The 22346-nt window shown below is 65.0% G+C and carries 21 protein-coding genes; 12 read left to right on the top strand and 9 right to left on the bottom strand.

Annotated features, from left to right (window positions below; genetic code table 11):
- The first annotated feature begins 82 nt into the window (after positions 1 to 82).
- The 7 genes from gluQRS to pstB all read left to right on the top strand — a co-directional run bounded on the left by gluQRS (position 83) and on the right by pstB (position 8055).
- On the top strand, positions 83 to 1057 hold the full coding sequence (gene gluQRS, locus EP7_RS19690) for a tRNA glutamyl-Q(34) synthetase GluQRS (protein WP_463523828.1): 975 nt from the start codon (positions 83 to 85) through the stop codon (positions 1055 to 1057).
- A gap of 151 nt (positions 1058 to 1208) precedes the next feature.
- Complete coding sequence (locus tag EP7_RS19685; protein ID WP_463523826.1) at positions 1209 to 2702, top strand: serine/threonine protein kinase; 1494 nt, start codon at positions 1209 to 1211, stop codon at positions 2700 to 2702.
- A gap of 135 nt (positions 2703 to 2837) precedes the next feature.
- The gene (locus tag EP7_RS19680) at positions 2838 to 4136 is read left to right on the top strand and encodes a sensor histidine kinase (protein WP_463523824.1); all 1299 of its coding nucleotides are present in this window, start codon (positions 2838 to 2840) and stop codon (positions 4134 to 4136) included.
- Between the two features lie 164 nt (positions 4137 to 4300).
- The gene (locus tag EP7_RS19675; protein ID WP_463523822.1) at positions 4301 to 5263 is read left to right on the top strand and encodes a PstS family phosphate ABC transporter substrate-binding protein; all 963 of its coding nucleotides are present in this window, start codon (positions 4301 to 4303) and stop codon (positions 5261 to 5263) included.
- The gene (gene pstC / locus EP7_RS19670; RefSeq protein WP_463523820.1) at positions 5178 to 6236 is read left to right on the top strand and encodes a phosphate ABC transporter permease subunit PstC; all 1059 of its coding nucleotides are present in this window, start codon (positions 5178 to 5180) and stop codon (positions 6234 to 6236) included. Before EP7_RS19675 ends, pstC begins: the two co-directional genes overlap by 86 nt.
- Positions 6233 to 7177, top strand: a complete 945-nt coding sequence (pstA, locus tag EP7_RS19665) for a phosphate ABC transporter permease PstA (protein WP_463523818.1) — start codon at positions 6233 to 6235, stop codon at positions 7175 to 7177. Before pstC ends, pstA begins: the two co-directional genes overlap by 4 nt.
- 14 nt (positions 7178 to 7191) lie before the next feature.
- Positions 7192 to 8055 (top strand): phosphate ABC transporter ATP-binding protein PstB, encoded by an 864-nt coding sequence (gene pstB / locus EP7_RS19660; RefSeq protein ID WP_463523816.1) that lies wholly within the window; start codon positions 7192 to 7194, stop codon positions 8053 to 8055.
- A gap of 71 nt (positions 8056 to 8126) precedes the next feature.
- Here pstB and EP7_RS19655 read toward each other — a convergent pair whose 3' ends face one another.
- The 6 genes from EP7_RS19655 to rpsB form a co-directional block, all read right to left on the bottom strand.
- Positions 8127 to 9173: a DUF1559 family PulG-like putative transporter gene (locus EP7_RS19655; RefSeq protein WP_463523814.1), complete on the bottom strand. Its 1047-nt coding sequence runs from the start codon at positions 9171 to 9173 to the stop codon at positions 8127 to 8129.
- A 73-nt stretch (positions 9174 to 9246) separates the two neighbouring features.
- Complete coding sequence (locus tag EP7_RS19650) at positions 9247 to 9705, bottom strand: hypothetical protein (protein WP_463523812.1); 459 nt, start codon at positions 9703 to 9705, stop codon at positions 9247 to 9249.
- Positions 9706 to 10137: 432 nt separating this feature from the next.
- The gene (gene frr / locus EP7_RS19645; protein ID WP_463523810.1) at positions 10138 to 10698 is read right to left on the bottom strand and encodes a ribosome recycling factor; all 561 of its coding nucleotides are present in this window, start codon (positions 10696 to 10698) and stop codon (positions 10138 to 10140) included.
- Positions 10699 to 10776: 78 nt separating this feature from the next.
- Positions 10777 to 11547 (bottom strand): UMP kinase, encoded by a 771-nt coding sequence (pyrH, locus tag EP7_RS19640; protein ID WP_463523808.1) that lies wholly within the window; start codon positions 11545 to 11547, stop codon positions 10777 to 10779.
- Between the two features lie 119 nt (positions 11548 to 11666).
- Positions 11667 to 12275: an elongation factor Ts gene (gene tsf / locus EP7_RS19635; protein WP_463523806.1), complete on the bottom strand. Its 609-nt coding sequence runs from the start codon at positions 12273 to 12275 to the stop codon at positions 11667 to 11669.
- A gap of 173 nt (positions 12276 to 12448) precedes the next feature.
- A complete protein-coding gene (gene rpsB, locus EP7_RS19630; protein ID WP_463523804.1) occupies positions 12449 to 13465 on the bottom strand; it encodes a 30S ribosomal protein S2 in 1017 nt (338 codons plus the stop codon).
- A 1170-nt stretch (positions 13466 to 14635) separates the two neighbouring features.
- Between rpsB and EP7_RS19625 the strand changes: the two genes are divergently transcribed.
- Both EP7_RS19625 and glyA read left to right on the top strand, forming a co-directional pair.
- The gene (locus tag EP7_RS19625; protein WP_463523802.1) at positions 14636 to 14863 is read left to right on the top strand and encodes a hypothetical protein; all 228 of its coding nucleotides are present in this window, start codon (positions 14636 to 14638) and stop codon (positions 14861 to 14863) included.
- Between the two features lie 213 nt (positions 14864 to 15076).
- Positions 15077 to 16330 (top strand): serine hydroxymethyltransferase, encoded by a 1254-nt coding sequence (glyA, locus tag EP7_RS19620; RefSeq protein WP_463523800.1) that lies wholly within the window; start codon positions 15077 to 15079, stop codon positions 16328 to 16330.
- 50 nt (positions 16331 to 16380) lie between these two features.
- Here the strand turns inward: glyA and EP7_RS19615 are convergent, their stop codons facing one another.
- From EP7_RS19615 to EP7_RS19605, 3 genes are all read right to left on the bottom strand, one after another.
- Positions 16381 to 18309 (bottom strand): DUF6798 domain-containing protein, encoded by a 1929-nt coding sequence (locus EP7_RS19615; protein WP_463523798.1) that lies wholly within the window; start codon positions 18307 to 18309, stop codon positions 16381 to 16383.
- Positions 18310 to 18380: 71 nt separating this feature from the next.
- Entirely contained in the window at positions 18381 to 19103 is a 723-nt protein-coding gene (locus EP7_RS19610) for a CvpA family protein (RefSeq protein WP_463523796.1), read from the bottom strand.
- A 146-nt stretch (positions 19104 to 19249) separates the two neighbouring features.
- On the bottom strand, positions 19250 to 20059 hold the full coding sequence (locus EP7_RS19605; RefSeq protein ID WP_463523794.1) for a cytidylate kinase-like family protein: 810 nt from the start codon (positions 20057 to 20059) through the stop codon (positions 19250 to 19252).
- A 347-nt stretch (positions 20060 to 20406) separates the two neighbouring features.
- Here EP7_RS19605 and EP7_RS19600 point away from each other — a divergent pair, with 347 nt between their 5' ends.
- The 3 genes from EP7_RS19600 to EP7_RS19590 all read left to right on the top strand — a co-directional run bounded on the left by EP7_RS19600 (position 20407) and on the right by EP7_RS19590 (position 22326).
- The gene (locus EP7_RS19600) at positions 20407 to 20619 is read left to right on the top strand and encodes a hypothetical protein (RefSeq protein WP_463523792.1); all 213 of its coding nucleotides are present in this window, start codon (positions 20407 to 20409) and stop codon (positions 20617 to 20619) included.
- Between the two features lie 243 nt (positions 20620 to 20862).
- Positions 20863 to 21828, top strand: a complete 966-nt coding sequence (gene hemQ / locus EP7_RS19595; protein WP_463523790.1) for a hydrogen peroxide-dependent heme synthase — start codon at positions 20863 to 20865, stop codon at positions 21826 to 21828.
- 75 nt (positions 21829 to 21903) lie between these two features.
- Positions 21904 to 22326, top strand: coding sequence for a putative signal transducing protein (locus EP7_RS19590; RefSeq protein WP_463523788.1), 423 nt, complete (start codon positions 21904 to 21906; stop codon positions 22324 to 22326).
- The last annotated feature ends 20 nt before the right edge of the window (positions 22327 to 22346 follow it).

The following is a 22346-nucleotide window of genomic DNA, read 5'->3' as shown; positions in this document are numbered from 1 at the left end:
ACCATAACCCAGTCGCCCGACGTCGGGCCAGACGAACCGGCTCATGTCGGCGATCCTCGATGCATCGTACGGAACCTCGCGGATGACGACCGAGCCCGATCTCGACCCGGCCGCCGCCCGAATCCGCGGCCGGCTCGCGCCATCGCCGACCGGCGGACTGCACCTCGGGCATGCCCGGACGTTCCTCGTCGCCTGGCTGGCTGCACGCTCGGCAGGCGGGACGATTGTGCTGCGGATCGAGGACCTCGACCGGACTCGCGTACGACCTGACGTCATCCCCGGAATCCTGGAAGACCTCCGCTGGCTAGGACTGCACTGGAACGAAGGCCCCGATGTCGGCGGCCCGCACGCCCCCTACCTCCAGTCGGCGCGCGAGTCGCTCTATCGCGGGGCCATCGAACATCTCAGGCGTCTGGAGCTGGTCTATCCCTGCACCTGCACCCGCGCGGAAATCGCCAGGGCCGCCTCGGCCCCGCACCCCGGCGAGGAAGGGGCCCCTTATCCGGGCACTTGCGCCGGGCGTTCGGCCGAAGAGGCCGACTCCCTCGGGGGCAAGCCTTACGCCTGGCGGTTCCGCGTCAGCGACGAGCCCGTGGTCTGGGACGACGCGATCCTCGGGCCGGTTTCCATGAACCCGACGGCCTCGGGCGATTTCATCGTGGGCAGGTCCGACGGCCTGATCTCCTATCAACTGGCCGTCGTCGTTGACGACGCCGCCATGAGGATCAACCAGGTCATCCGGGGTGACGATCTGCTGCCCAGCACGCCCCGGCAGATTCTGCTCTACCGCGCCCTCGGCCGTGACTTGCCCCGATTCGGCCACGTGCCACTGACGTTCGGCAGGGATGGCCGAAGGTTGGCCAAGCGGGACGCCTCGATCAAGCTGACCACGTTGCGGCAACGCGGCGTCTCGCCCGAATCGCTGGTTGGCCGTGTGATCCGGTCCTGCGGTTGGTCGGACAGCGATTTTCCCTCGGTACCAATCGATTGGATCGGTCATGCACCGCTGGACGCGTTGTTCGGTCGAACCTGGATGGTCGAGGACGAATTCGCCTGAACTCTTCGTCTGGGACGCGCAGGAACTTGAGAGAAAAATCGACATCCGGGAGTTTTCTCACGCGATTGCACACATTGTGACCTAGATTTCTCCACGTCGAGTTTCGACCCGGGATCGTGCAGCCCACCGGATGGTTTTCGAGGCGATCGAGATGATGCCTACCCTGAATCGCCTTTGCCTTGGCTGCCTCAAGGAAATCGAGACATTCGAGGGGGACGACCTCGGGACGCCTCCTCGCTGCCCGGAATGTCACGAGATCCTCGGGGAGCACGCGGTCATGACCTCGGAGTTCGACTCGCGGAGCAGCGGGACCGTGCAGATACCGTCGGATGCGGCGGAGGGGTCGGGCTGGCTGAAGACCTGGGCCGACGGGTCGCTCGGGCAGGTCGGCCGCTATCAGCTCCGAGACCTGCTGGGCGACGGCGGCTACGGCCAGGTCTATCTGGCGTATGACCCGAGGCTCGACCGCAACGTGGCGATCAAGATCCTCAAAAGCGTGCACGTCTCGGACAAGGCGATGGAGCGATTCTTCCGCGAGGCACGCTCGGCCGGCCGGCTTCACCACTCTCGAATCGTCGACGTCTATGACGCGGGTCAGGCCGAGGGCCGGTGCTGGATCGCCTACCGGTATGCCGGTGGCCGGACCCTGGGCCGATTCGTCGAGTCGAGGCCGATACCGCCGGCGCAGGCCGCCTCGATCGTGCGTGACCTGGCCGACGCCGTGGCCCATGCGCACTCGATGGGCGTGACCCACCGCGACCTGAAGCCGGCCAACGTCATCATGGACGAGCAGGGGAGGCCGCACCTCACCGACTTCGGGCTGGCCAGGCGGCTCGACATCGACTCGAACCTGACCAACGACGGTGTTGTCCTGGGGACTCCCAAGTACATGTCCCCCGAGCAGGCCAATGGCCAAAGCCATCTGGCCGACGCCCGCAGCGACCTCTACAGCCTGGGCATGATTCTCTACGAGCTCCTCTGCGGCACCACTCCCGTCAGCCGATCGTCGATCCGAGGGTCTTCAGGAACCGAGCGATCCTCGGACTCGAAGACGGCGCTGGTCTTCGGCAACTTCGCCCCTGCGGTCCCCAGGGCCCTGCTCAAGATCTGCAAGAAGTCTCTCTGCGAAGATCCGATGGGCCGCTATCCGAATGCCGATGCCCTGATCGTTGACCTCGACGAATATCTCGAGGCCAGGAACTGGCGGTCGTTCGCGCCCGCGGCGGTGGCCTGCCTCGCAGTCCTCGTGATGGGGTTTGCCATGAGCATCCCCTGGTCCGGCCGCTCCAAGGGCCTCGAGTGGACGCCTGGGGCCAGGAGTGCGCCCATTTCCACCTTGATCGACTCCGAGCTTCCCGCGAAGTCGCACAGGGCGATCTCCCCCGGCCCAGTCCCGGAAGGGGCCAGATCGACGAAGCGCCACCGCGTCGCCCGCCCAGCCATCGAGGCGGCAGCGGGCTCCATCGTCGCGAATCACGACTCGAAGAAGTTCCACCACCCCGCGTGCCCCTCGGCCTTGAAGATTTCCGAGACGAACAAGGTGGCGTTTGCCAACGCAGACGAAGCCCTGGCCGACGGATACTCCTACTGCGGGACTTGCCGTGCCCGCGTGATCGAGATCAATCACGGCGACACCTCGAAGTGAACCGCCCTCATCGGCCTCCGGCATCACTGGAGGCTTCCGGCCAGACCTGCGGCTTGTCCCCCATGTGTGGCGGCGCGTATTATCGTCACGCGTCAATAAGCAGGAGTGGTTGAGACGCGGCGTCGGGAGAGCTGGATGGCCTTCGGTTGGATCATCACAGCGGCCCTGGTCTTGCTCTTCGTCGTCTCGTGGGCCCGGTCGCAGCTGCTCGCCCTTGAGGAGTTGAGGCGGAGCCTGGAGGCAGTCCGAGACGACAAGTCGGCCCGGCCGGTCCTTGCCTGGACGAGTTGGCCGCTCTCCCGGCTGGTGCGAGTGTACGGCGAGGCGATGCCCGAGCTTGAAGCTCGTATCGGGCGACTCGAGCGGGACGGTCAGCAGCTTCACGCGGTCCTCAGCGGGATGGCCGACGCGGTGATCGCTGTGGACGCGCGGAGGCGTCTGCTCTTCGCCAACGCACGGGCCGACCTCCTCTTCGGCACCGACTCCGGGTCGGTCGGCCGCCGAATCCACGAGCTGATCCGCAGCCCGAGCGTCCAGAAGGCCGTCGACGCCTCGCTCGCCGGCCCTTCCTCGTATCGCGGTGATCTGACGATCAACGAGCGCGAGGGCGTGCGTCTGGGTAGCGGTCGGCACCTCGCCGTGACCGGCACCCCGCTCCCCGGCTCGCCCCCCCCGGGCGCCGTTCTCGTCTTCCACGACGAGACGGAGCTGAGGCGGCTCGAGCGAATGCGGCAAGATTTCGTCGCCAATGCCTCGCACGAGCTGAAGACCCCGCTCGCCGCGATCAAGGCGTATACCGAGACGCTCTTGGATGGGGCCCTCCGCGACGAGAACGTCAATCTGCGGTTCCTCAGGCGCATCGAGGAGCAGTCGGAACGGCTCAATTGCCTCGTGATGGACCTGCTCAGCCTGGCCAGGATGGAATCGGGCGGAGACACCTTCGACCACACGCCCGTCGCGATCGGCGAGGAGCTTGAAAATCTTGCCGAGGCGCACCGAGAACGGGCCGAGACACTCGGCCTCACTTACACAGTCGACGTCTCGGGAGTCAGTCCAACAACCTATGTCCTGGCCGACGGGGAGGCGCTGAGACAGGTCGTGGACAACCTGGTCGACAACGCGATCAAATACTCGTCGGCCGGACGCTGGGTCAATGTCTTCGTCGAAGACACCGAGCAGGGCGTGGTCATCCGCGTCTCCGACGGCGGCATCGGCATCCCTCGCGAGTCGCTCGACCGCGTCTTCGAACGGTTCTATCGCGTGGACGCTGCGCGGAGCCGGGAACTTGGGGGGACCGGCCTCGGGCTCTCCATCGTGAAACATCTGGCCCAGGCCCTCGGGGGGCGAGTCTCCGTCGAGAGCCGCCTCGGCCAGGGGACGACCTTCTCGATCCATCTGCCGAAGATATTAAATCCTGCGGCCAAAACGATTTGAGGCGTCGCGCGTGAAAAACGGCGGAACTTCCATCGCTCCTCACCGAATCTTCACAATTGGCGTGTATCTTGATGGTCTCCCAGTTCTCCGAGACCGAGAGTCGGCCCCCGGTCCAGGATACGGTCATCCGGTCCAGGCCCGAGTATTCGAGAGCCCGAACAACGATGAACCGCCCGAACGTGTCGCGATCGATCACGCTTGCAATCCTCTGCCTGGTCGTGCCCGTAGGCTGCGGCGGTGGAGATGAGACCGCCCCGTCCGCAGGCCGCGAGGTCCGTGTCGACGGCTCCAGCACGGTTTTCCGGATCAGTAAGGCGGCGCAGGAACGGTTCTCCGAAGTCCGCCCCGAGATCCAGGTGGTCGTGGATAAGCACGGTACCGGCGGCGGTTTCAAGCGATATATGGAGGGCGAGGTCGACGTCATCGACGCCTCTCGCCCCGCCCGAGCGGACGAGGCGGCCGAGGCCAAGGCCAAGGGCCTTGACTGGATCGAGTGCCTCGTCGGTTATGACGGCATCACGGTCGCCGTGAACGAGAAGAACGATTTCGCCAAGTCGATCACGGTCGCCCAGCTCAAGGCGCTCTGGGAACCCGAGAGCAAGTTAACGACCTGGAAAGACCTCGACCCGTCCTGGCCCGACCGCAAGATTTCGCTCTATAGCCCCGACAGCGCCTCGGGCACGTTCGAGTTCTTTACCGAGGCCGTCGTCGGCAAGGCGAAGAGTCAGCGCAAAGACGTGCAGGTCAACGCCGACGACAATCAGCTCGTCAGCGGCGTGGCGGGCGACGTCGACGCCATCGGCTATTTCGGCTATGCCTACTACGCCTCGAACGCGGGTAAACTGAATGCGCTCTCGGTCGCCGATGGATCGAAGCCCGCCGTGGGCCCCAGCCCCGAGACCATCCTCGACAAGACGTACTCACCGCTCTCGCGTCCGCTGTACATCTATGTCCACGCGGCAGCGTTGAAGCGTCCCGAGGTGGCCGAGTTCGTCAAGTTCTACCTCGACCACGTCGGCGAGGTCTCCAAGGCCGCCCAGTATGTGCCGCCGACCGCAGCCGACGTCGAGGCGAATGCAAAGGCGCTCGGCCAGGCCGCGGCAACAAGCCCCGCGGCCGCCGGCTGACACGATGAGGCCCGATTCCTTGGCAACCCAGCAGAAGATTTCCGACGCCCGATCGAACTGGTCTGGCCCCTCGCGCTGGCTTCGAGCCCAGGAGGCGGGGGTCGGGGTCTTTCTGAGGTTCTGCGCGATCGTCACAATCATGACGACGATCGGGATCGTGGCCGTGCTGGCGTCCGAGACAATCCAGTTCTTCCGGGTCTCGGGCATCGGGCCGATCGCCTTCCTCTTCGGCACGGAGCTGTCACCTGACGCCGAGCCCCCCAAATTTGGGATCCTCCCACTCGTCTGGGGAACCTTCGTCGTGGCGGTGGGCTCGTCGGTCATCGCGCTGCCGATCGGCCTTCTGAGTGCCCTTTACCTGAGCGAGTACGCCCCTAGAAAGCTCCGGACATTGCTCAAGCCCTCGCTGGAGCTGCTCGCCGGGGTTCCGACGATCGTTTACGGATCTCTGGCCCTGATCCTCGTCACACCCATGCTCCGTGCGGTCCTGCAACCCCTGGGGCTGAAGGTCGAGACCTTCAACGTGCTGAGCGCCTGCGTGGTGGTGGGGGTGATGATCATCCCGATGGTCTCGTCACTCAGCGAGGACGTCCTGACCGCCGTGCCGCGTGGCTTACGTGAAGCGGGCTATGCCCTCGGGGCCACGAAGTACGAGGTCTCCACTCGCATCGTACTACCCGCGGCGCTCTCGGGCGTGGTCGCGTCGTTCATCCTGGCGATCAGCCGGGCGATCGGCGAAACGATGGCCGTCGTGTTGGCCGCCGGCAGCAGGCCACAGCTCACCTTCAATCTTCTGACCTCGATGGAGACGATGACGGCCTACATCGTCTCGGTGCTCAGCGGCGAGGCATCGGCGGGATCGGCCGAGTATCTCTCGTTGTTCGCGGTCGGCTCGGCGCTCTTCGCCATCACCTTGGCGCTGAACGTCCTCTCGTCGGCCGTCCTCAGGCGTTATCGCGAGCCCTACCAATGAACCGCCTGGGTACGGGACGCTACGAGCCGAATCGGACCTCGAGGCGGATCAAGGGCGAGGTCTTCAAGGTGGCCTGCCTGCTGGCGACACTGACCGGCCTGGTCGTGCTGGCGTTGCTGCTCGCTTCGATCCTGTTCTCGACGCTGCGGCATACACCCGGAGAGTCATTGGCCGAATCGCTGCGGGGTTTGCCTTCATTCCTGATGCGACTTCTCAGCCGATTTTCGTCCTCGGAGGCCGATCGTGCCGGGTTCAAGGCGGGCGTGGCTGGAAGCCTCTGGCTGCTCGGGTTGGTCGCCCTGATGGCGATCCCGACCGGCGTCGGCACGGCCCTCTACCTGGAAGAATACGCTCGCCCGGGTCGGTTCAAGTCGATCGTGCAGACGAACATCGCCAATCTCGCGGGCGTCCCCTCGGTGGTCTACGGTCTTCTTGGGCTAGCCCTGTTCAACCGTGCGTTCGGGTTTCGAGCGTTCGCCCTGGGGCCCTCGCTGCTGACCGGTGCCCTGACACTCAGCCTGCTGGTCTTGCCGACGGTGGTGATCGCCACTCGTGAGGCGCTGCGAACGGTGCCCAATACGCTGAGGCAGGCGGCCCTGGCCCTGGGGGCAACGAAGTGGCAGGTGGTCCGGGACCATGTCCTGCCCTCGGCCATGCCCGGGATCTTGACCGGGACGATCCTGGCTCTTTCGAGGGCCGTCGGCGAGACTGCCCCTCTGCTTTTGGTTGGCGCAGCGGGCGCGATCCGGTCTCGGCCCAGGGGGCCCGGGGATCGCTATACCGCCTTGCCGGTCGAGATCTATAATTACGCCCAGGAGCCCGCGGTGGCCTTCCAGTCGGTGGCCGCCGGCGGCATCCTGATCCTGCTCATCATGCTCCTGACGATGAACGCCGCGGCGATCGTGATCCGCAACCGTTCGGCCCGGCTACCTCGGGCTTGAGGGCTCGCATTCGCATGGATACGACCAGGGCCGCCGAGCCCCGACCCACCACCACGCCCGTCCATGCCCCCGCGCCCGACGCCGATCCGGCGCCGGCGGCCGGCTCGATTGTGCTGTCGGCGCGGAACCTGTCGGTTTATTACGGGGCGACCCGGGCGCTGCGAGACATCAGCATCGACATCCCGCGCAACCAGATCACGGCCCTCATCGGGCCTTCGGGCTGCGGCAAGAGTACGCTCTTGCGATGCTTCAACCGGATGAATGACCTGGTGCCCAACGCCCGAATGGAAGGGATCCTGGAATTCGAGGGGCAGGACCTCGCCTCGCCTGACGTCGACCCGGTGGCCCTCAGGAGGCGGATCGGCATGGTCTTCCAGAAGCCGAATCCGTTCCCCAAGAGCATCTATCAGAACGTGGCCTGGGGGGCGCGGATCAACGGATACAAGGGAGACATGGACGAGCTGGTTGAGCGCTCGCTCCGACGCGCGGCGCTCTGGGACGAGGTCAAGAACAAGCTCCACCGTTCTGGCCTGGAACTCTCAGGCGGCCAGCAGCAGCGGCTCTGCATCGCCCGGACCCTGGCCGTCGAGCCCGAGGTGATCCTGATGGACGAGCCCTGCTCGGCCCTCGACCCGATCGCCACGGCGCGTGTGGAGGATCTGATGGACGACCTGTCGGCCGACTACACGATCGTGATCGTGACCCATAACATGCAGCAGGCAAGGCGATCGAGCGACATGACCGCCTGCTTAATGCTCGACGAGGCGGCCGACGGCCAGCGTTGCGGCGTGATCGCCGAGTTTTCGCCCACGGACCGGCTCTTCACCAACCCTCGCGATCCCCGAACCGAGGCGTACATCACGGGCCGGATCGGATAATCGAATCGGCCCGGCCCGGGGAACGGATCCCCGGGCCGGGCCGGATCCATCGAGACTCGGCGCAGCTCACCTCAGTAGGCGTCGGAGCTGATGACCTCGCCGCCACGGGTGCTCGAAAGCGCCTGGTAGGTCAGCGGGTTGACGGTATTCTTGACGAACTTGACGCTGCCGTCGCAGAAGGCTGCATTGACCCCGCCAGGGTGACGGCTGCGCGCTGCGTTCATCGCCATGCTACTGGGCCCACCGATGCAGGGCGGGTTGTTGTTGTAGGGATAGTTGCAATAGGCGATGTTCTGCGTCCAGTCGGGCTTGGTCGAGTTTGGCGTCAGGTATCCCGAGAAGCTCGAGCCAAAGGCCCAATGGGAGAAGCCTCGGAGGTCGAGCGCTGCCGTGGAGGCACCGACGATGACCTCGGAGTTCATCATGGTGTTGCTCAGCCCATCGGTGATGGCACCGAAGTCGATGACACTGCTGGCGGTCGCCAGGCCGGTGCCAGCCGTGATATCGGATAGGGGGGCACCGATGTCGCCGAAGGGGGCGCCCTGGAACTGGGTCGTGATTCCGTTATCGACGAGGTAGGGCAGGAAGGGCGAACCGGGCGTCCCCTGCTGGTGGGTGATGTTGCCGAAGTTGGCGACGTAGTTCTGCGAGGTCACATTCTTCACTACGCCCAACACGGTCACGGCGATGCCCGACACGCCCGTGTTATTGCCGTCGCTCGGGCAGAAGAACGCGTTGACGCGGGTGGAGGTCACCGTAATGTTGTAGACGCCGGCATAGCGGGCTTCCCCGTCAACGTAGCCGGCGATGCCCGAGTTATTGCCGCAGGTATTCCAGGCATTGAAGAGTGCGGTCTGCTCGACGAAGGGGAGGATCGGGATGAGCCAGGTGCCCCAGCAGCAACCGCGGGTGCCCTGCGGCAGGCAGTTGTTGGTCGACTGGTAATTGTGCATCCCCAGCCCGATTTGCTTCAGGTTGTTGATGCATTGCATGCGCCTGGCGGCCTCGCGGGCGCTCTGCACGGCGGGGAGCAACAAGGCGATCAGGACGGCGATAATGCTGATGACGACGAGCAGTTCGATGAGCGTGAAGCCCGCTCGCTTACGGAATTTGATCACGATGAGACATCTCCTTAAGTGAGTGCGAAACCCGCAGAGTTCGACGGTGGACGATGAACATGCACGGGCGAGATCAGCGGCTCTTCAGGTCGAAATCGAATGAATTCGACGCACCCGCCGCGATATCCTTCTTCAGTTCTGACTTGGCGTTGTACTTGGCCGGGATCTTCGGCTTGACCTTCACCGGTTTGGGCGTGGCACCCGGGGCAACTCCCGGCTGGATCGGGGCCGAGGCCTCGCTGGCCTGGATCGCGACGCGGTAGGTGCCGGGCGTCGGGCCCGTTGCCTTATCAATCGAGTAGGTGCCGTCGACGATCACGCCGCCCACGGAGACCGGGTCCTTCACCCCGGGCTCGGGATCGAAGCTGATCGAGCCGCTCTCGAGCGGCTTGTCGTCAAGCGTCACCTTGCCGGAAACCGCCGTCCTGGGCAGGTCATCGGTCGATCCGCCACCGCCGCAGCCGGCGATGAAGGCCGAGGCCACGAGGACGAGTCGCCGGCATGCCAGAAATCGATCAATCTGTCCCATCACGCTTAGTTGCCCTCTAGACGGAAATCGATTGTGAGGGAGGTCAGAGCGTTGCTTTCGAGCACGCGGCAAGGGGGCCGGGGCGCTCGGGAGTCACTCCACCGATGACCCCACGCATCATCCGGGGGGTGGATGATTGCAGCGGAGGCCGAATGCTGCCGAGGAGACGGCACAAACGTCGGATCACCGAATGGATTCGGTCCGCCGTAAGTTTATAGTTATCACATCCATCGGGCGAAAGTCATGGCGAAAATTAAGATTTCGACAAAATTACGCTTAAGTATTCGCGATTTAAAAAAATCTCTAGATTCCGCACATGTCGATGAACCAAGCGTGAGATCGTGGCGTCGGCAAAGATCAAACATAACGGTTCATCGGAAACCGAATTCATTCGGCCCGGGGGTGTTTCCCCCGGGCCCTGGTCCCTGAGCGGCCTCAGACGTCGAGGATCTCGGTCGACTTCTTCTCGGCGGTGTCGTTGACCCTGGCTTCGTAGCTCTTCGTCAGCGTCTGGATCTCTTCCTTGCACGCGATCAGGTCATCTTCGGTCATGAGCTTGTCGGTCTGCTCCTGATCGGCCTGCTTGTTCGCGTCGCGGCGGATGTTGCGGATGGAGATGCGGGCTTCCTCGGCGAGATCCTTGACCCGGCCGACGAGCTTCTTGCGCTGCTCTACCGAGAGGCTAGGCACGTTCAGGCGGACGACCTTGTTGTCGGAGTTGGGCGAGAGCCCCAGGTCGCTGGTCTGGATCGCCTTCATGATGTCGCCGATGACCGTCGGGTCGAACGGGCGGATCAGGATCTGCTGCGGCTCAGGCGTGCTGAGGTTGGCGACCTGCTTCAGCGGGGTGGGGGAACCGTAATAGTCGATGCGGATCGACTCGACCAGGCCGGTGCTGGCCCGGCCGGTGCGGACCCCCTTGAGCTGATCGGCCAGCATGGCGAGGCTCTTCTCCATCCGCTCTTCGGCCTCTAGGGCGATCTCCTCGATGCTCACGGGACGAACCCTCCGGCTGCGTGCATTCGTGTCGTATAGGTCGAACTTGAGGGACAGGAGCCGGCCTCGGCGGTGGAATCAGGCCTTGGCGATGGCCGTGGGGCGGGTGGAGCGGCCGACCCAGGTGCCGATGTTCTCGCCGCAGATGGCCCGCTCGATGTTGCCTTCCTTCTTAAAGTTGAAGACCAGGATGGGCAGGTCGTTGTCGAGGCACATGCCGATGGCGGTCATGTCCATGACGTTCAACCCGTCGCGCATCACCTGATCGAAGGAGAGGGCATCGTAGCGGACCGCGTGGGGGTTCTTCTCGGGGTCGGCCGAGTAGACGCCGTCGACCCGGGTGGCCTTCATCAGGACCTCGACGCCGAGCTCCTTGCCGCGTAACGCGGCGGCGGTGTCGGTGGTCACGAAGGGGCTGCCGGTGCCGGTGGCCAGGATGACGACTCGGCCCCGCTCCAGGTGGGTCAGGGCCCTGCGGCGGATGAAGGGCTCGGCGACCTCGTCCATCCGGATCGTGGACATGAGCCGGGTCTGGCAACCGATGGCCTCGAGCGCGTCCTGCAGGGCCAGCCCGTTGATGACCGTGGCGGTCATGCCCATGTAGTGGGCGGTCGCTTCCTTGATGACGTTGGTGTCGCGGGAGAAGGTGGCGCCCCGGAGGATATTGCCGCCGCCCACGACGATGGCCAGCTCGACCCCTCGATTGGCCACCCGCGCGGCCTGCATGGCGATCCGGCTGACTTCCTCGACGCTGATGCCACCCTCGCCGGGGCGGCAGAAGCTCTCGCCCGAGAGCTTCAGGAGCACCCTGCGAAAGACCGGCTGACCGAGCGAAGCGACCGAATCCATGAACATCTCTCCGGGAGGGGCAGGGGGCGGTCGACGGGGAGCGGGCCGGTCCAGAATGCAACTTGCCCCGGCAGCCCCGGGCCGAGCGACTCGGCCGGGGGACGACCGGGTGTGGGGCGTCAGGCCTCTTCGGTCTTCTCGCCCACGATGAAGCGGGCGTAGCGGCCGATGGTGATATTCTCGCCGGTGCGGGCGTTGACCTCCTGGAGGAGGTTCCGCACGGTCTTGGCGTCGTCCTTGATGAACGGCTGATCGAGCAGGACGGCATTCTCGCCGGCCCATCGGCTGATCTGCCCTTCGACGATCTTCTCGCGGATATTCTCGGGCTTGTTGGCGGCGGCGGCGGTGAACTCGGCCTTCTTGGCCTCGAGCTCGGCGGCCGGCATCTCCTCGCGGTTCACGTACTTGGGGTTGGCCCCCAGGATGTGGACGGCGAGGTCCTTGCAGAGAGTCTTGAACTCTTCGTTGCGAGCGACGAAGTCGGTCTCGCAGTTGACCTGGACCATGGCGCCTTGCTTGCCGTCGTGGTGGATGTACACCTCGACGCGGCCGGCGTTAGTGGCGCGTCCGGCGCGGTTCTCGGCGTTCTTGCCGTGCTTGGCGCGGGCCAGCTCGGTTGCCTTCTTGACGTCGCCGCCGGCCTCGGCCAGCAACGACTTGCACTCCATGAGCCCGAGGCCGGTCTGTTTGCGGAATTCGTTGACGGCCTGGGCGGTGATCTCGGCCACGGGAGGCCTCCCTCGGATCGCTGACTGGGTCGTGAAAATCAGGTTTCGATGACGGATGGGGTCGGAGGGTGCGGTCCAGGGACACCTTGACGGCAGGCGGGCTTCCCGAAGGGGCCCGGCCTGCCGTCGAAGGATTCCTGTCGCTCATCGCGGGCGGCCTAGGCCGCTCGGGGTCACTCGGCCGACGGCGGGGTGTCCGAAACGTCGTTCGAGGCCGGAGCGGCCGGCGTCTCGGCGACCGGCTCGGTGCTCGGGGCGTTCTCGACGTGGGTGGCCTGAGGAGCCTCGGACTCGACGGCCGGGGCGGCCGAGGTTTCGGGCTCGCTGGGTGCCGCCTGGGCGACCGGGGGAAGCGGATAGGTCGGGGCTGCGGGGCGGATGCCGCCTCGGCTGATGCCCTGTCCACCTCGACCGCCCTGTCCACCGCCGCCTCGACGATCGCGGTCACCGCCGCCTCGCCGATCGCCGCGGCCGGGGGCCTCATATTCCTTGGGCGGGGGCTCGTCGGGGGCGACGGCCTTGCCTTCGAGGATCGCGTCGGCCAGCTTCTTCATGATCAGCTCGATCGACCGCATGCTGTCGTCGTTGCCGGGGATCGGCAGGTCGATCAGGTCGGGGTTGCAGTCGGTGTCGAGCAGGGCGACGACCTTGATGCCCAGCTTGCGAGCCTCGGCGACCGCGATGTCCTCGCGGTGCGGGTCGATGATGAACAGGGCCTCGGGCAGCCGCGTCATGTGACGGATGCCGGCGAGATTGCGGTGAATCTTGGTGCGCTCGCGGGTGAGCGTGCTGATCATCTTCTTGGAATAACTGAGCGCCTGCTCGCCGTCGAGGATCGACTCGAGCTCTTCGAGGCGCTGGAGGCGGCTGCGGATCGTGCGGAAGTTCGTGAGCGTGCCGCCCAGCCACCGCTCGGTGACGTAGGGCATGCCCGCCCGGGTGCATTCCTCGATGACGGTCTCGGCGGCCTGACGCTTGGTGCCGACGAAGAGGATGAGCCCGTTGCCTGCGGCGATGCGCTGGAAGTACTTGCACGCGCGGAGAAGGCCCCGCACGGTTTCCTTCAAGTCGATGATATGGATCAGGTTGCGCTTGCCGTAGATGTAGGGCTTCATCTTCGGATTCCACCGGCTGGCCCGGTGACCGAAGTGTACGCCGGCGTCGATCAGGTCTTTAACCGCGAGTGCCACGAGATGCGACTCCCAATCTTGGGACGTTCCGGGTCGAGCCCCCCGAACCATTCGAGTCCGGGGCGACCGTGCTAGGGATTTTCCGGGGCGGATGTCTTGTCCAGGCCGGGCTCAGAGTGTAACGGACCGCTCGTCCCCCGTCAATTTCCGAGGGCATCAAGGGCGATCGCTTCGGTTGAACCCCCGAGATTTCTCGCGGAAATCCCCAAATGTAGAGACCCCGCGGTCGTCAAGGAATTAGAGGTCGATTTGTTTCGCGAAAGGATGGGGATCGCCATTTAGAATTTTAATCCCCGTCCTGCTCTGGAGAGACAACTCGTTCTGGTAGTCCCGCTCGGATCACTCGACGAGGCCGCCCCCCGACGCAGGGATCTCTCACGCCTCGACAGAGGCCGAACCTCTGTAAGCCGGGCCGCGGGTCCCGAGCATCGATTTCTGGCTCTCGCTCTTCCAGTTCGTCCACCTTCGCCGATATCGGCATCGCCGTTGCCGGCCAAACAAATTTAAATCTTGTAGATAAGTGGATTTTATGACTCGAAGATACGACGGGCTTGGTGCCAGAAAGGCGGGGCGTTCGCCGCGGTGCCGGAGGCTCGATCCGGTTTGATTGCAGAGGGTCCCGCGTTAAGTCGGGGCATTCGGGATACTCCGCCTATCGAGCCGCCCGGACGAAACGGCAATTGGTGACATCGCGACAGGCCCGAAAGAAATCGTTCTGACCCAGGCGGATCAGGCCGGTGGTGGAATGAGTCAGACTCGAACGGGGAGCCTTGCGATGAGGAACCGTCTCGTCGGGGCATTTCGGCAACATCGGGGTTAATTCGTGCGACGTCGGCCCGATGCCGAGAGACATACGCGAGCTTGCGCCCCGCCCGGATGGCCTTCGATCCGTCAGGTTTTCCCGCGAATCCCGACGGAGTGTGCCGTTCGGATAGCGAGGCCCCAAACACATCCCGTCATGCATTGACGTCATGCCTTGAAAATTGTTGGATTTGTGCTGGCAAAAACAGGCCTGTCCGATCAAGAATGCGGCATGCCTGATGATCCGGGCATGATTGAATCGGACGGGTTTCTCCCGGACGGTCGGACGACGATATGTCCGAAGGAATTCCGGGAAAACTCGACGATCAGGGCGTTCCCTCTCCCCCCGAATGACGGAGGTCGACGACGATGGAACCGACGGATTGCACCTTCACGCTGAGCAATGACTCCAGCTTCGACATGGTGATCGCCCACGAGCCAGAGGGGCAGGATTACGAGTTTCCCAAGGGTGCGGCCTACGAAGTGCAGACGACCACCGCGGGCAAGGCCGCGATCAAGATTGTCATCCGCAACAATCGGAGCCTCAAGCTTTGCGGCAGCCGAGACTCCGAAGAAAGCTTCCTCCGCATCAAGTGACGAGCGACGGGGAGGTCACACGGGAGCCGGGTGGGATGCGACCGCACCGCCCGGCCCGATTTATTTCGGGGAGCTGAGCCCGCCGGAGCGAAGCCTGGAAAGGCAGGGGCCTCGATTGTGGTTGCCGACTGGGGAGGACCGATCCTAGACTGAGTTGGCGAGGCTCTGGACACTTCAATGCGATGGCCGATGACTGGCCGGGAGATTTCCGCGATGGATTTTCTGAGGGAACAGGACCCCGAGATTTTCGAGGCGATCGTCGCGGAAGAGAACAGGCAGCGTGATGAGCTCGAACTGATCGCGTCGGAGAACTACACCAGCGCCGCGGTTCAGGAAGCGGTCGGCTCGGTCCTGACCAACAAATACGCCGAGGGCCTTCCCGGAAAGCGATATTACGGCGGCTGTACCCACGTCGACACGGTCGAGCGGCTGGCGCAGGATCGGATCAAGGCGCTGTTCGGCGCCGATCACGTCAACGTGCAGCCGCACTCGGGCGCCACGGCCAACCAGGCGGTCTACTTCGCTGCCCTGGAAATTGGCGACACGGTGCTGGGCATGGACCTGGCGCAGGGCGGCCACCTGACGCACGGGATGAAGCTCAACTTCTCCGGGCGTTGGTACCCCACCGTGCCCTACGGCCTGGACCCGAAGACTGAACGGATCGACTACGACACGCTGGTCAAACTGGCCCGCGAGCACAAGCCGAAGCTGATTCTGGCCGGTGCCAGCGCCTATCCCAGGGCGATCGACTTCGCAAAGTTCGCCGAGATCGCCAAGGAAGTTGGTGCGATCCTCTTCGTGGACATGGCGCACATTGCCGGCCTGGTGGCGGGCGGCCAGCACGAGAATCCGGTCCCCTATGCTGACTTCGTGACCACCACGACCCACAAAACCTTGCGAGGCCCGCGCGGGGGCGTGGCGATGTGCCGCGAGGCCTGGCACAAGAAGCTGGACTCGGCCGTGTTCCCCGGCCTGCAAGGCGGCCCCCTGATGCACGTGATCGCTGGCAAGGCGGTCTGCGCGGGCGAGGCCCTTCGCCCCGACTTCAAGGGTTATGCTGCGCAGGTCGTCGCCAATGCCAAGGTGCTCGGCGAGAGCCTGATCTCGGCCGGCTTCCGCCTGGTTTCCGGCGGCACGGACAACCACCTCGTGCTCATCGACATGACGAGCAAGGGGTTGACCGGGAAGATCGCCGAGGCCGCTCTGGGTCGAGCCGGGATCACCGTCAACAAGAATCTGGTCCCCTTCGACAAGCGCAAGCCCATGGACCCCAGCGGCATCCGCATGGGGACACCCGCGCTGACGACCCGTGGCCTGCGCGAGGACGCCTTCAAGCAGGTGGCCGCCTGGATCATCGAAGTGCTTGAGGCCGCCGACGACGAGGCTGTGGCGACTCGGGTCCACGGAGAAATTCAGGACTTCACCAAGGATTACCCGGTCCCCGCCGACGCCGGTGTCGGCGTCTGAAGTCCATCGGTCCCGGGTGAGCACGATGCCTGCTCCCCGGGACCGGAGCTTCAAGGGATGGATGAAGGCCGGGCGGCGACCTGAGGTTGCTTGACGCGGTAGACGGCGGCGGCGCCCTCGACGCGTAGGAGTTCGAACGGAGAATCGGCGGCGAGCAAGCCCCGTGGCGCGTCGTCGAGGAGATAGTCGGCCCCCTGGCGGCGAGCAAGGTCGGCCTTGGCCGTCTCCGGTAGTTCCTGGAATCGCCGTTCCAGGCAGTGTCGGTCCTGAAGATAGGCCTGGACGAGGGCCGCGTTGTCGCCCTGGAAGTCGACATGGTCGCGGTAGCGCTTCGCCCAGTCGGCCAGGCCCGCGGCGTGATAGGGGCTGGACGCGCGATTGAAGGCGACGGAACGCCTCGACCAGAGTCTGAAGGCCTTGGGCCCTGGCGGGCCAATGAACCGGGCACCAGACGGCGTGTGATCGCGGCACCAGAGAGCCAGCCGTTCGAGGTCGTCGACGGGGATCGCGGCGAACCGGTAACGCTCGGCCAGGGAAGGGGCCTCGATGACGAGCGGGATGGTCGAGGCTATGGCCGGGATGAGCCAGGCAATCGCCATCGACCATGCCATCCGTCTTTGATTCCAGGTTGGGACACGAAGTTTGGGAAAGCGGGCGGCGAGGCGCTCGGCGACGGCCCACGCTGCGAGGGCGTAGAGGATCCGCCGGTTGCCGAACTCAGTGTCGTGGCATGAGAGGAACCAGACGCCCCAGGCGAGTCCGGCGAATCCGAGGAGCTTCCATGCGGTCAAGGAGAGACGATCGCCAATGGTGAAGCCAAGCTCTGCGACACAGACGGCCACCAACGTCCAGTCACCGGTGAGCCCGACGAGGAGCATGATCGCGCGAAGCCGGCCGATGCGTCGGCCTCTCGTCGCGAGAGCCCAGGCATGGCCGGCGATGAGAATGATGGCGAGGCCGCGGGCCAGGGTTGCCAGCCTGAAGGGCTGGAACAGGGTCAGCCGCAGGTGTCCGATCTGCTCGATCCCGACCCAGGCGGCGAAGAGGCCGAGCAAGGTTGTCGCTAGGAGGATCGTAAGCCGTGTTCGCGCGGGGTTATTGGTGTCGCGCCCCTGGATGAGTGCGACGATCCCGAGGATGAGGTAGGCTCCGAACGCGAGCCACTGGGGCATTCGCCAGAGATGCGGCAGCATGTGCTGCGGCCCCTGAAGCTGAACGGCGAGCAGCCTGAACTCAGCCTCGGGAAGCCCCTCAAAGAGAACTCCGGACTGGGCTCCGTAGTAGAGGCTCGCGGGCAAGAGGGCACCGGCGAGGGCGAGAAGTCCGACGGCATTCGTGCGGAAATCGCCCCTGAAAACGACCGTCCAGCCGATCCGGGCACCGGCCGAGGCCATGGCAAGTTGCAGGCCAAGTGACGGATGGATGCAGGCGGCAAGGCCCAGCGGCAAGGCTGCGGAGATGACTCGACGTGGGTCGCGAACGGCGTTGGCGAGGGCGTACCATCCCAGGCCGAGCGCGAGGAGCCTGTCCAGATACATCGACTCGAACAGGTGATTCGTGCCGATGTTGCCCGCCTTGGCGGTCAGCAGGAATCCGAACGCAACCGGACCAATCCAGGGACCGCAAGCTGGCCAGGTGCACCGCGCGAGTCGATCGATGCCCAGAGCTGTCAGGCCGAACGAGGCGACGAAGAGGGCGAAGAGTCCGAACGATAGCCCGAGCGGGCGGCTGGCGAGGTCGAGAAGCGCCAGGGCACCCGTGTGGGGATTGAAGGCGTCGAAAGCGCGGACAAAGGGATCGTCCGCGTAGAGGGACGGATCTTGCTGATGGAGGAGCAGCGGCAGCCGATACGCCTGGTCGCCGTCACGGCTGTGGTAACCACGAAGCGTCAGGTACAGCCCGAGCAAAACGAGGAACCAGGCGAAACGACGGCCCACGGTTTGGGACCGGGCGGCTTGAAGGGGATCGGGATCGGTCATCGAGCGAGGCTCCCCGGACGCCGGCCTCGGCCAGGCGTCGCGAGGGAGTGTGGCGGCGGACCCCGGATCCGTCAACGCGAGTCGGGCCGCACCGCCGAGTTCAGTTCGTCGCCCCACTCGGGCCTGGGCAAGCTCTCGCGCTCGGGGATCGGTAATTCCAGGGGCCTGGGCAGCTTGACCGGATTTGCCGCGGCGGTCGCTGCCGGGGGAACCTCGTGGGTGTCGTCCGGCGAGTTGGGATTGCTGGCGGCCAGACCTCGCAGGCGGACCCTGGAGACGAACGCCTGAACGGGCGGCGAATTCCAGGCTCTGGGGACCGGCTGGTAGGCCGCGTTCCAGACGAGCGACCTGGAGGTTGACGCCTGCTGCTCGGCCCAGTCGACCCCCTTGATCTGCTCTCGACCGAAGCGGTCGAGGCCGGCGACGATCAGAGCGGCGAAGGCGAATCCCTTGGCCGTTCCCAGGACGAGGCCGCCGAATTGGTCGAGGCGATTGGGCTCGGGCTCGCCGTAGGGTCGCCTACGCTGAATCCGGACGGCCAGGCCGGCCAGCCCGACGAAGCAGAGGTAGCAAAGCACCGCCGAGGCCCACCAGAGCATCCGATCGAGCAGCTCCGGCTTCATCGACCTGAGGCTCTCGGCCAGGTAAGGGCGGAGGGCGTCTCGCACAGGATCGGCGGCATAGACGCAGCCGATCAGGGAGACCCAGCGGATTGCTGGGAAGAGAAAGCCGCGAAGCCAACCGCGGATGGCCCCGAATAAGATCAGGGCTCCTAACGCCAGATCGATGCCCATGTCGGTCCGTCCCCCAGCACTCCCGGTTGCCTACTCGTGTGTTCGGCGGCCGGGCTCGGATCTTTCGATGGAGCGAGGCAGCCGTTTTCCTTTGATCGGCCGGGCTCCGGTCCGCACTTGAACAATTCCGCCGTGGATTCGAAGAATCATGCGAGGGTATTCGAATCGGCATCGGGTTCAGGTTCTGTTCTCACAGCCTGAAGAAATTCCGCTCGTCTGGGCTTTGGGGGGAGGCCAAGCTGGATGGCCCGGACGACCAGCTCCGAGGCGATGGTCAGTCCGAGGGCTGCGGTGTCCAGGACGATGTCATAGTTGTGGAGATCGTTGACGTCGACCCGGTACATCGTGCGTTCAAAGGCGGCCCGACGGCGGTCGAGGTCGCGCGCAGCGGCCCTCGCCGACCGGTTGGAGATGTTCATCCGCTGGGCCAGCCTGGCGGCTCGGAACTTCAAGGGGGCGACGATCCGAACCTTGAGGGTCGACTCGGGGGGTAGCAGGAACCCCGCGCCGCGGCCAACGATGATGCACTGGCCGGCCTGGCCGATGGCATCGACGAGCTTGGCCAGGTGATCGAGGTACGCCTCCTGCGGCGCGTAATGCTCTTCACGAAGGGGGAGCAGCCAGTCCTGGATGACGCTGGGAGACAGCTCGTCGGTGGCGCGGACCTCCTCGGCCGGGACTTCCATCCGCCGCGCGATTTCTTCGAGCAGTTCGTGGTCGTAAACCTTCCAGTCGAGCCTGGTCGCCACCAGTCGACTGAGGGTTCCTGCGCCCGCACCGGCCTCACGGCTGATGGTGAGGTTGCGAAACCGGGCGACGGCGGGAGCGGGCGGCGAAGGATCCCGGCGTCTGAGTGGCGTGCGCGAAAGCCAGCGCCGGATGGCGCCCGGCCAGGCCCCGGGAGACACCCAGCCCGTCGTCTCGACCGCACTGTTTGCCGCGTCCGACACGGCCATGATCGCCGGTCCCTCGCCCTGAGTTAGAACATCGCAAGGCCCGCGAGCCTCGATTTCAGTTTAGCGCATCGTTTGAAGGAAAGAAAGCTTGGGATCGGCTGGCGGGCTGTCTTGTCATTCTTACAAGGCCCGCACAATTCTCGAGATTCCGCGCGAATTCCAAATTTTCTCTCAAGTTTCGTTCAGCCAATCACTTCGAACGTTCTTCGGTCCGGTTTCCGCTCTCCGGCACGAGGCTTGCTTTCTCCCTGGAATCGACGCGAGACGACCCGGGGCCACCCGGCGAGGTTGAGATGGAAGCGACCGGCCGGACGTTCCTGGGCACGCCTTTTCAGGGATCTACCACGATGCGAAATCGCCAACACACACTGCTCTGGATGAAGGATCTGATCGAGCACATGAACCGCTGCCACGAGCAGTTGCAGTGGGCCGACCGCTCCTCCGCCACCTTCCTGACCGAATCGATGCTGGTCGATCTGTCCGAGTGCCGCAGGCTCTGCGAGCAGCTCCAGACCGGCGCCACGAATCATCACGAACCCGCATACGCGGCCATGGCCTGATCTCCGGGCGCGGGCTCCGGGATTTGCTCCCCGAAGTCTGGTTGGCATGACCTCGACCACCGAGGGGCCGCGACGGGCCCCCGACCGCTCGAATCCGGGGCCCTCCGGATCGCGCGGTCGGGGGCCTCTCTTTTTGCGCCAGGGCCGATCGGGCCGGACGTCAGCCTGTTCCGGTCGCCTGCGTGCAACTAGAATGAGGCCTTCCGTTTCGCGTTCAATCAGGGTCTCCCGGAGCACGCCACGATGAGCCAAGGAACCGAGACCGACGCACCCGAGGCTCCCGCGGAAACTCCTCCCAGCCCGGCCGAGCACGCCCCGGCCGAGGTCAAGGCAACGGGCCGTCCCCCACAGGCCGGGGGCCGCCCCGGAGCCCACGGTCACCTGGCCCCCGAGAAGATCGAGGCGACCCTGAAGCCTGAGGCCGGCTATCACGTCATGCACCTCTACTTCAAGCTGAATCGGGGGGCCCTCGCCCATAAAGGCAAGGGAGAGCGACGCAAGGCGGTCAAGCAGCTCGCGCTGATCCTGGACAAGGCCTCGCACCCCAAGATCGCCGAGTTCCAGTGCTTCGGCGTGCCGGGCCACAAGGCCGACTTTGGCGTGATCATGGCCGGGACCGACCTACGCGCGATCCACGACGCCCAGGTCGCCATCCAGGCTTCGCTGCTCGGCCAGACGCTGTCGATGCCCTATTCCTTCTACTCAATCACCGAGATCTCCGAGTACGTCCCCAGCGTGGACGACTACGGCAAGATCCTCAGAGACCGCGAGGGGATCGACCCCGAAACGCCGTCCTATAAGGCGAAGGTGGCAGCCTATGAGAGCCGCCTGGGGCCGATGAACAAGCAGCGGATCACGCCCGAGTTCCCCGACTGGCCCTGCCTTTGCTTCTATCCCATGAGCAAGATGCGCGAGGGGGACCAGAACTGGTACACACAGCCCTTCGACGTGCGGTCGGAGCTGATGAGCCAGCACGGAAAGAGCGGCATGAAGTTCGCCGGCAAGGTCAGCCAGATCATCACCGCATCCACCGGCCTGGATGACTGGGAGTGGGGCGTCACCCTCTGGGCGAAGAACCCGACCTATCTGAAGGACATCGTCTACACGATGCGCTTCGACGAGAGCTCGGCGCGCTATGCCCTGTTCGGAGACTTCTACTTCGGCTTCATCCTGCCGCCGGCCGAGCTGCTCGACTCGCTCAAGATCTGAGCCCGGGCCCGATCGCGGCGGCGTCCGGTTCGACACAATGTCCCTCATTGAAGCCCATAGAAAGGCCCGATCGCCATGTGGACCTGCCCCACCTGCTCGACGAAGGTCGACCCGTCGTTCGAAGTCTGCTGGAACTGCGGGACCACCCGGGACGGGGTGGTCGACCCCTCCTTCGTGCCCGCCGACGAGGCCGGACCGATCGAGGACGTTCGCGCCGACCATCCGGGGTCGATTCCGCCCGAGCCCGACGCCCTCCAGGGAGACCTGGTCGAGGCCTATCAGGCGCTCACGCTGATGGAGGCCAAGTTCCTGGCCGACCAGCTCAATGAGCAAGGCATCCCGGCCGTGAGCGACACCCAGGATTTGCAGGATAGCCTGGGTGCCTGGTCGTCCAACCCCAGGGTCTGGGTCCGCGAGGTGAACCTGCCCCGGGCCAGGGAATGGTTGACCGCCTATGACGTGAACCGCAAGGCCAAGAAGCCGACCCTCGAAGATTGAACGAAACGGGCGAACATCAA

This window comes from Isosphaeraceae bacterium EP7 (assembly GCA_038400315.1).
Lineage (GTDB): Bacteria > Planctomycetota > Planctomycetia > Isosphaerales > Isosphaeraceae > EP7.
This window is presented reverse-complemented; position numbering and strand designations above follow the sequence as displayed.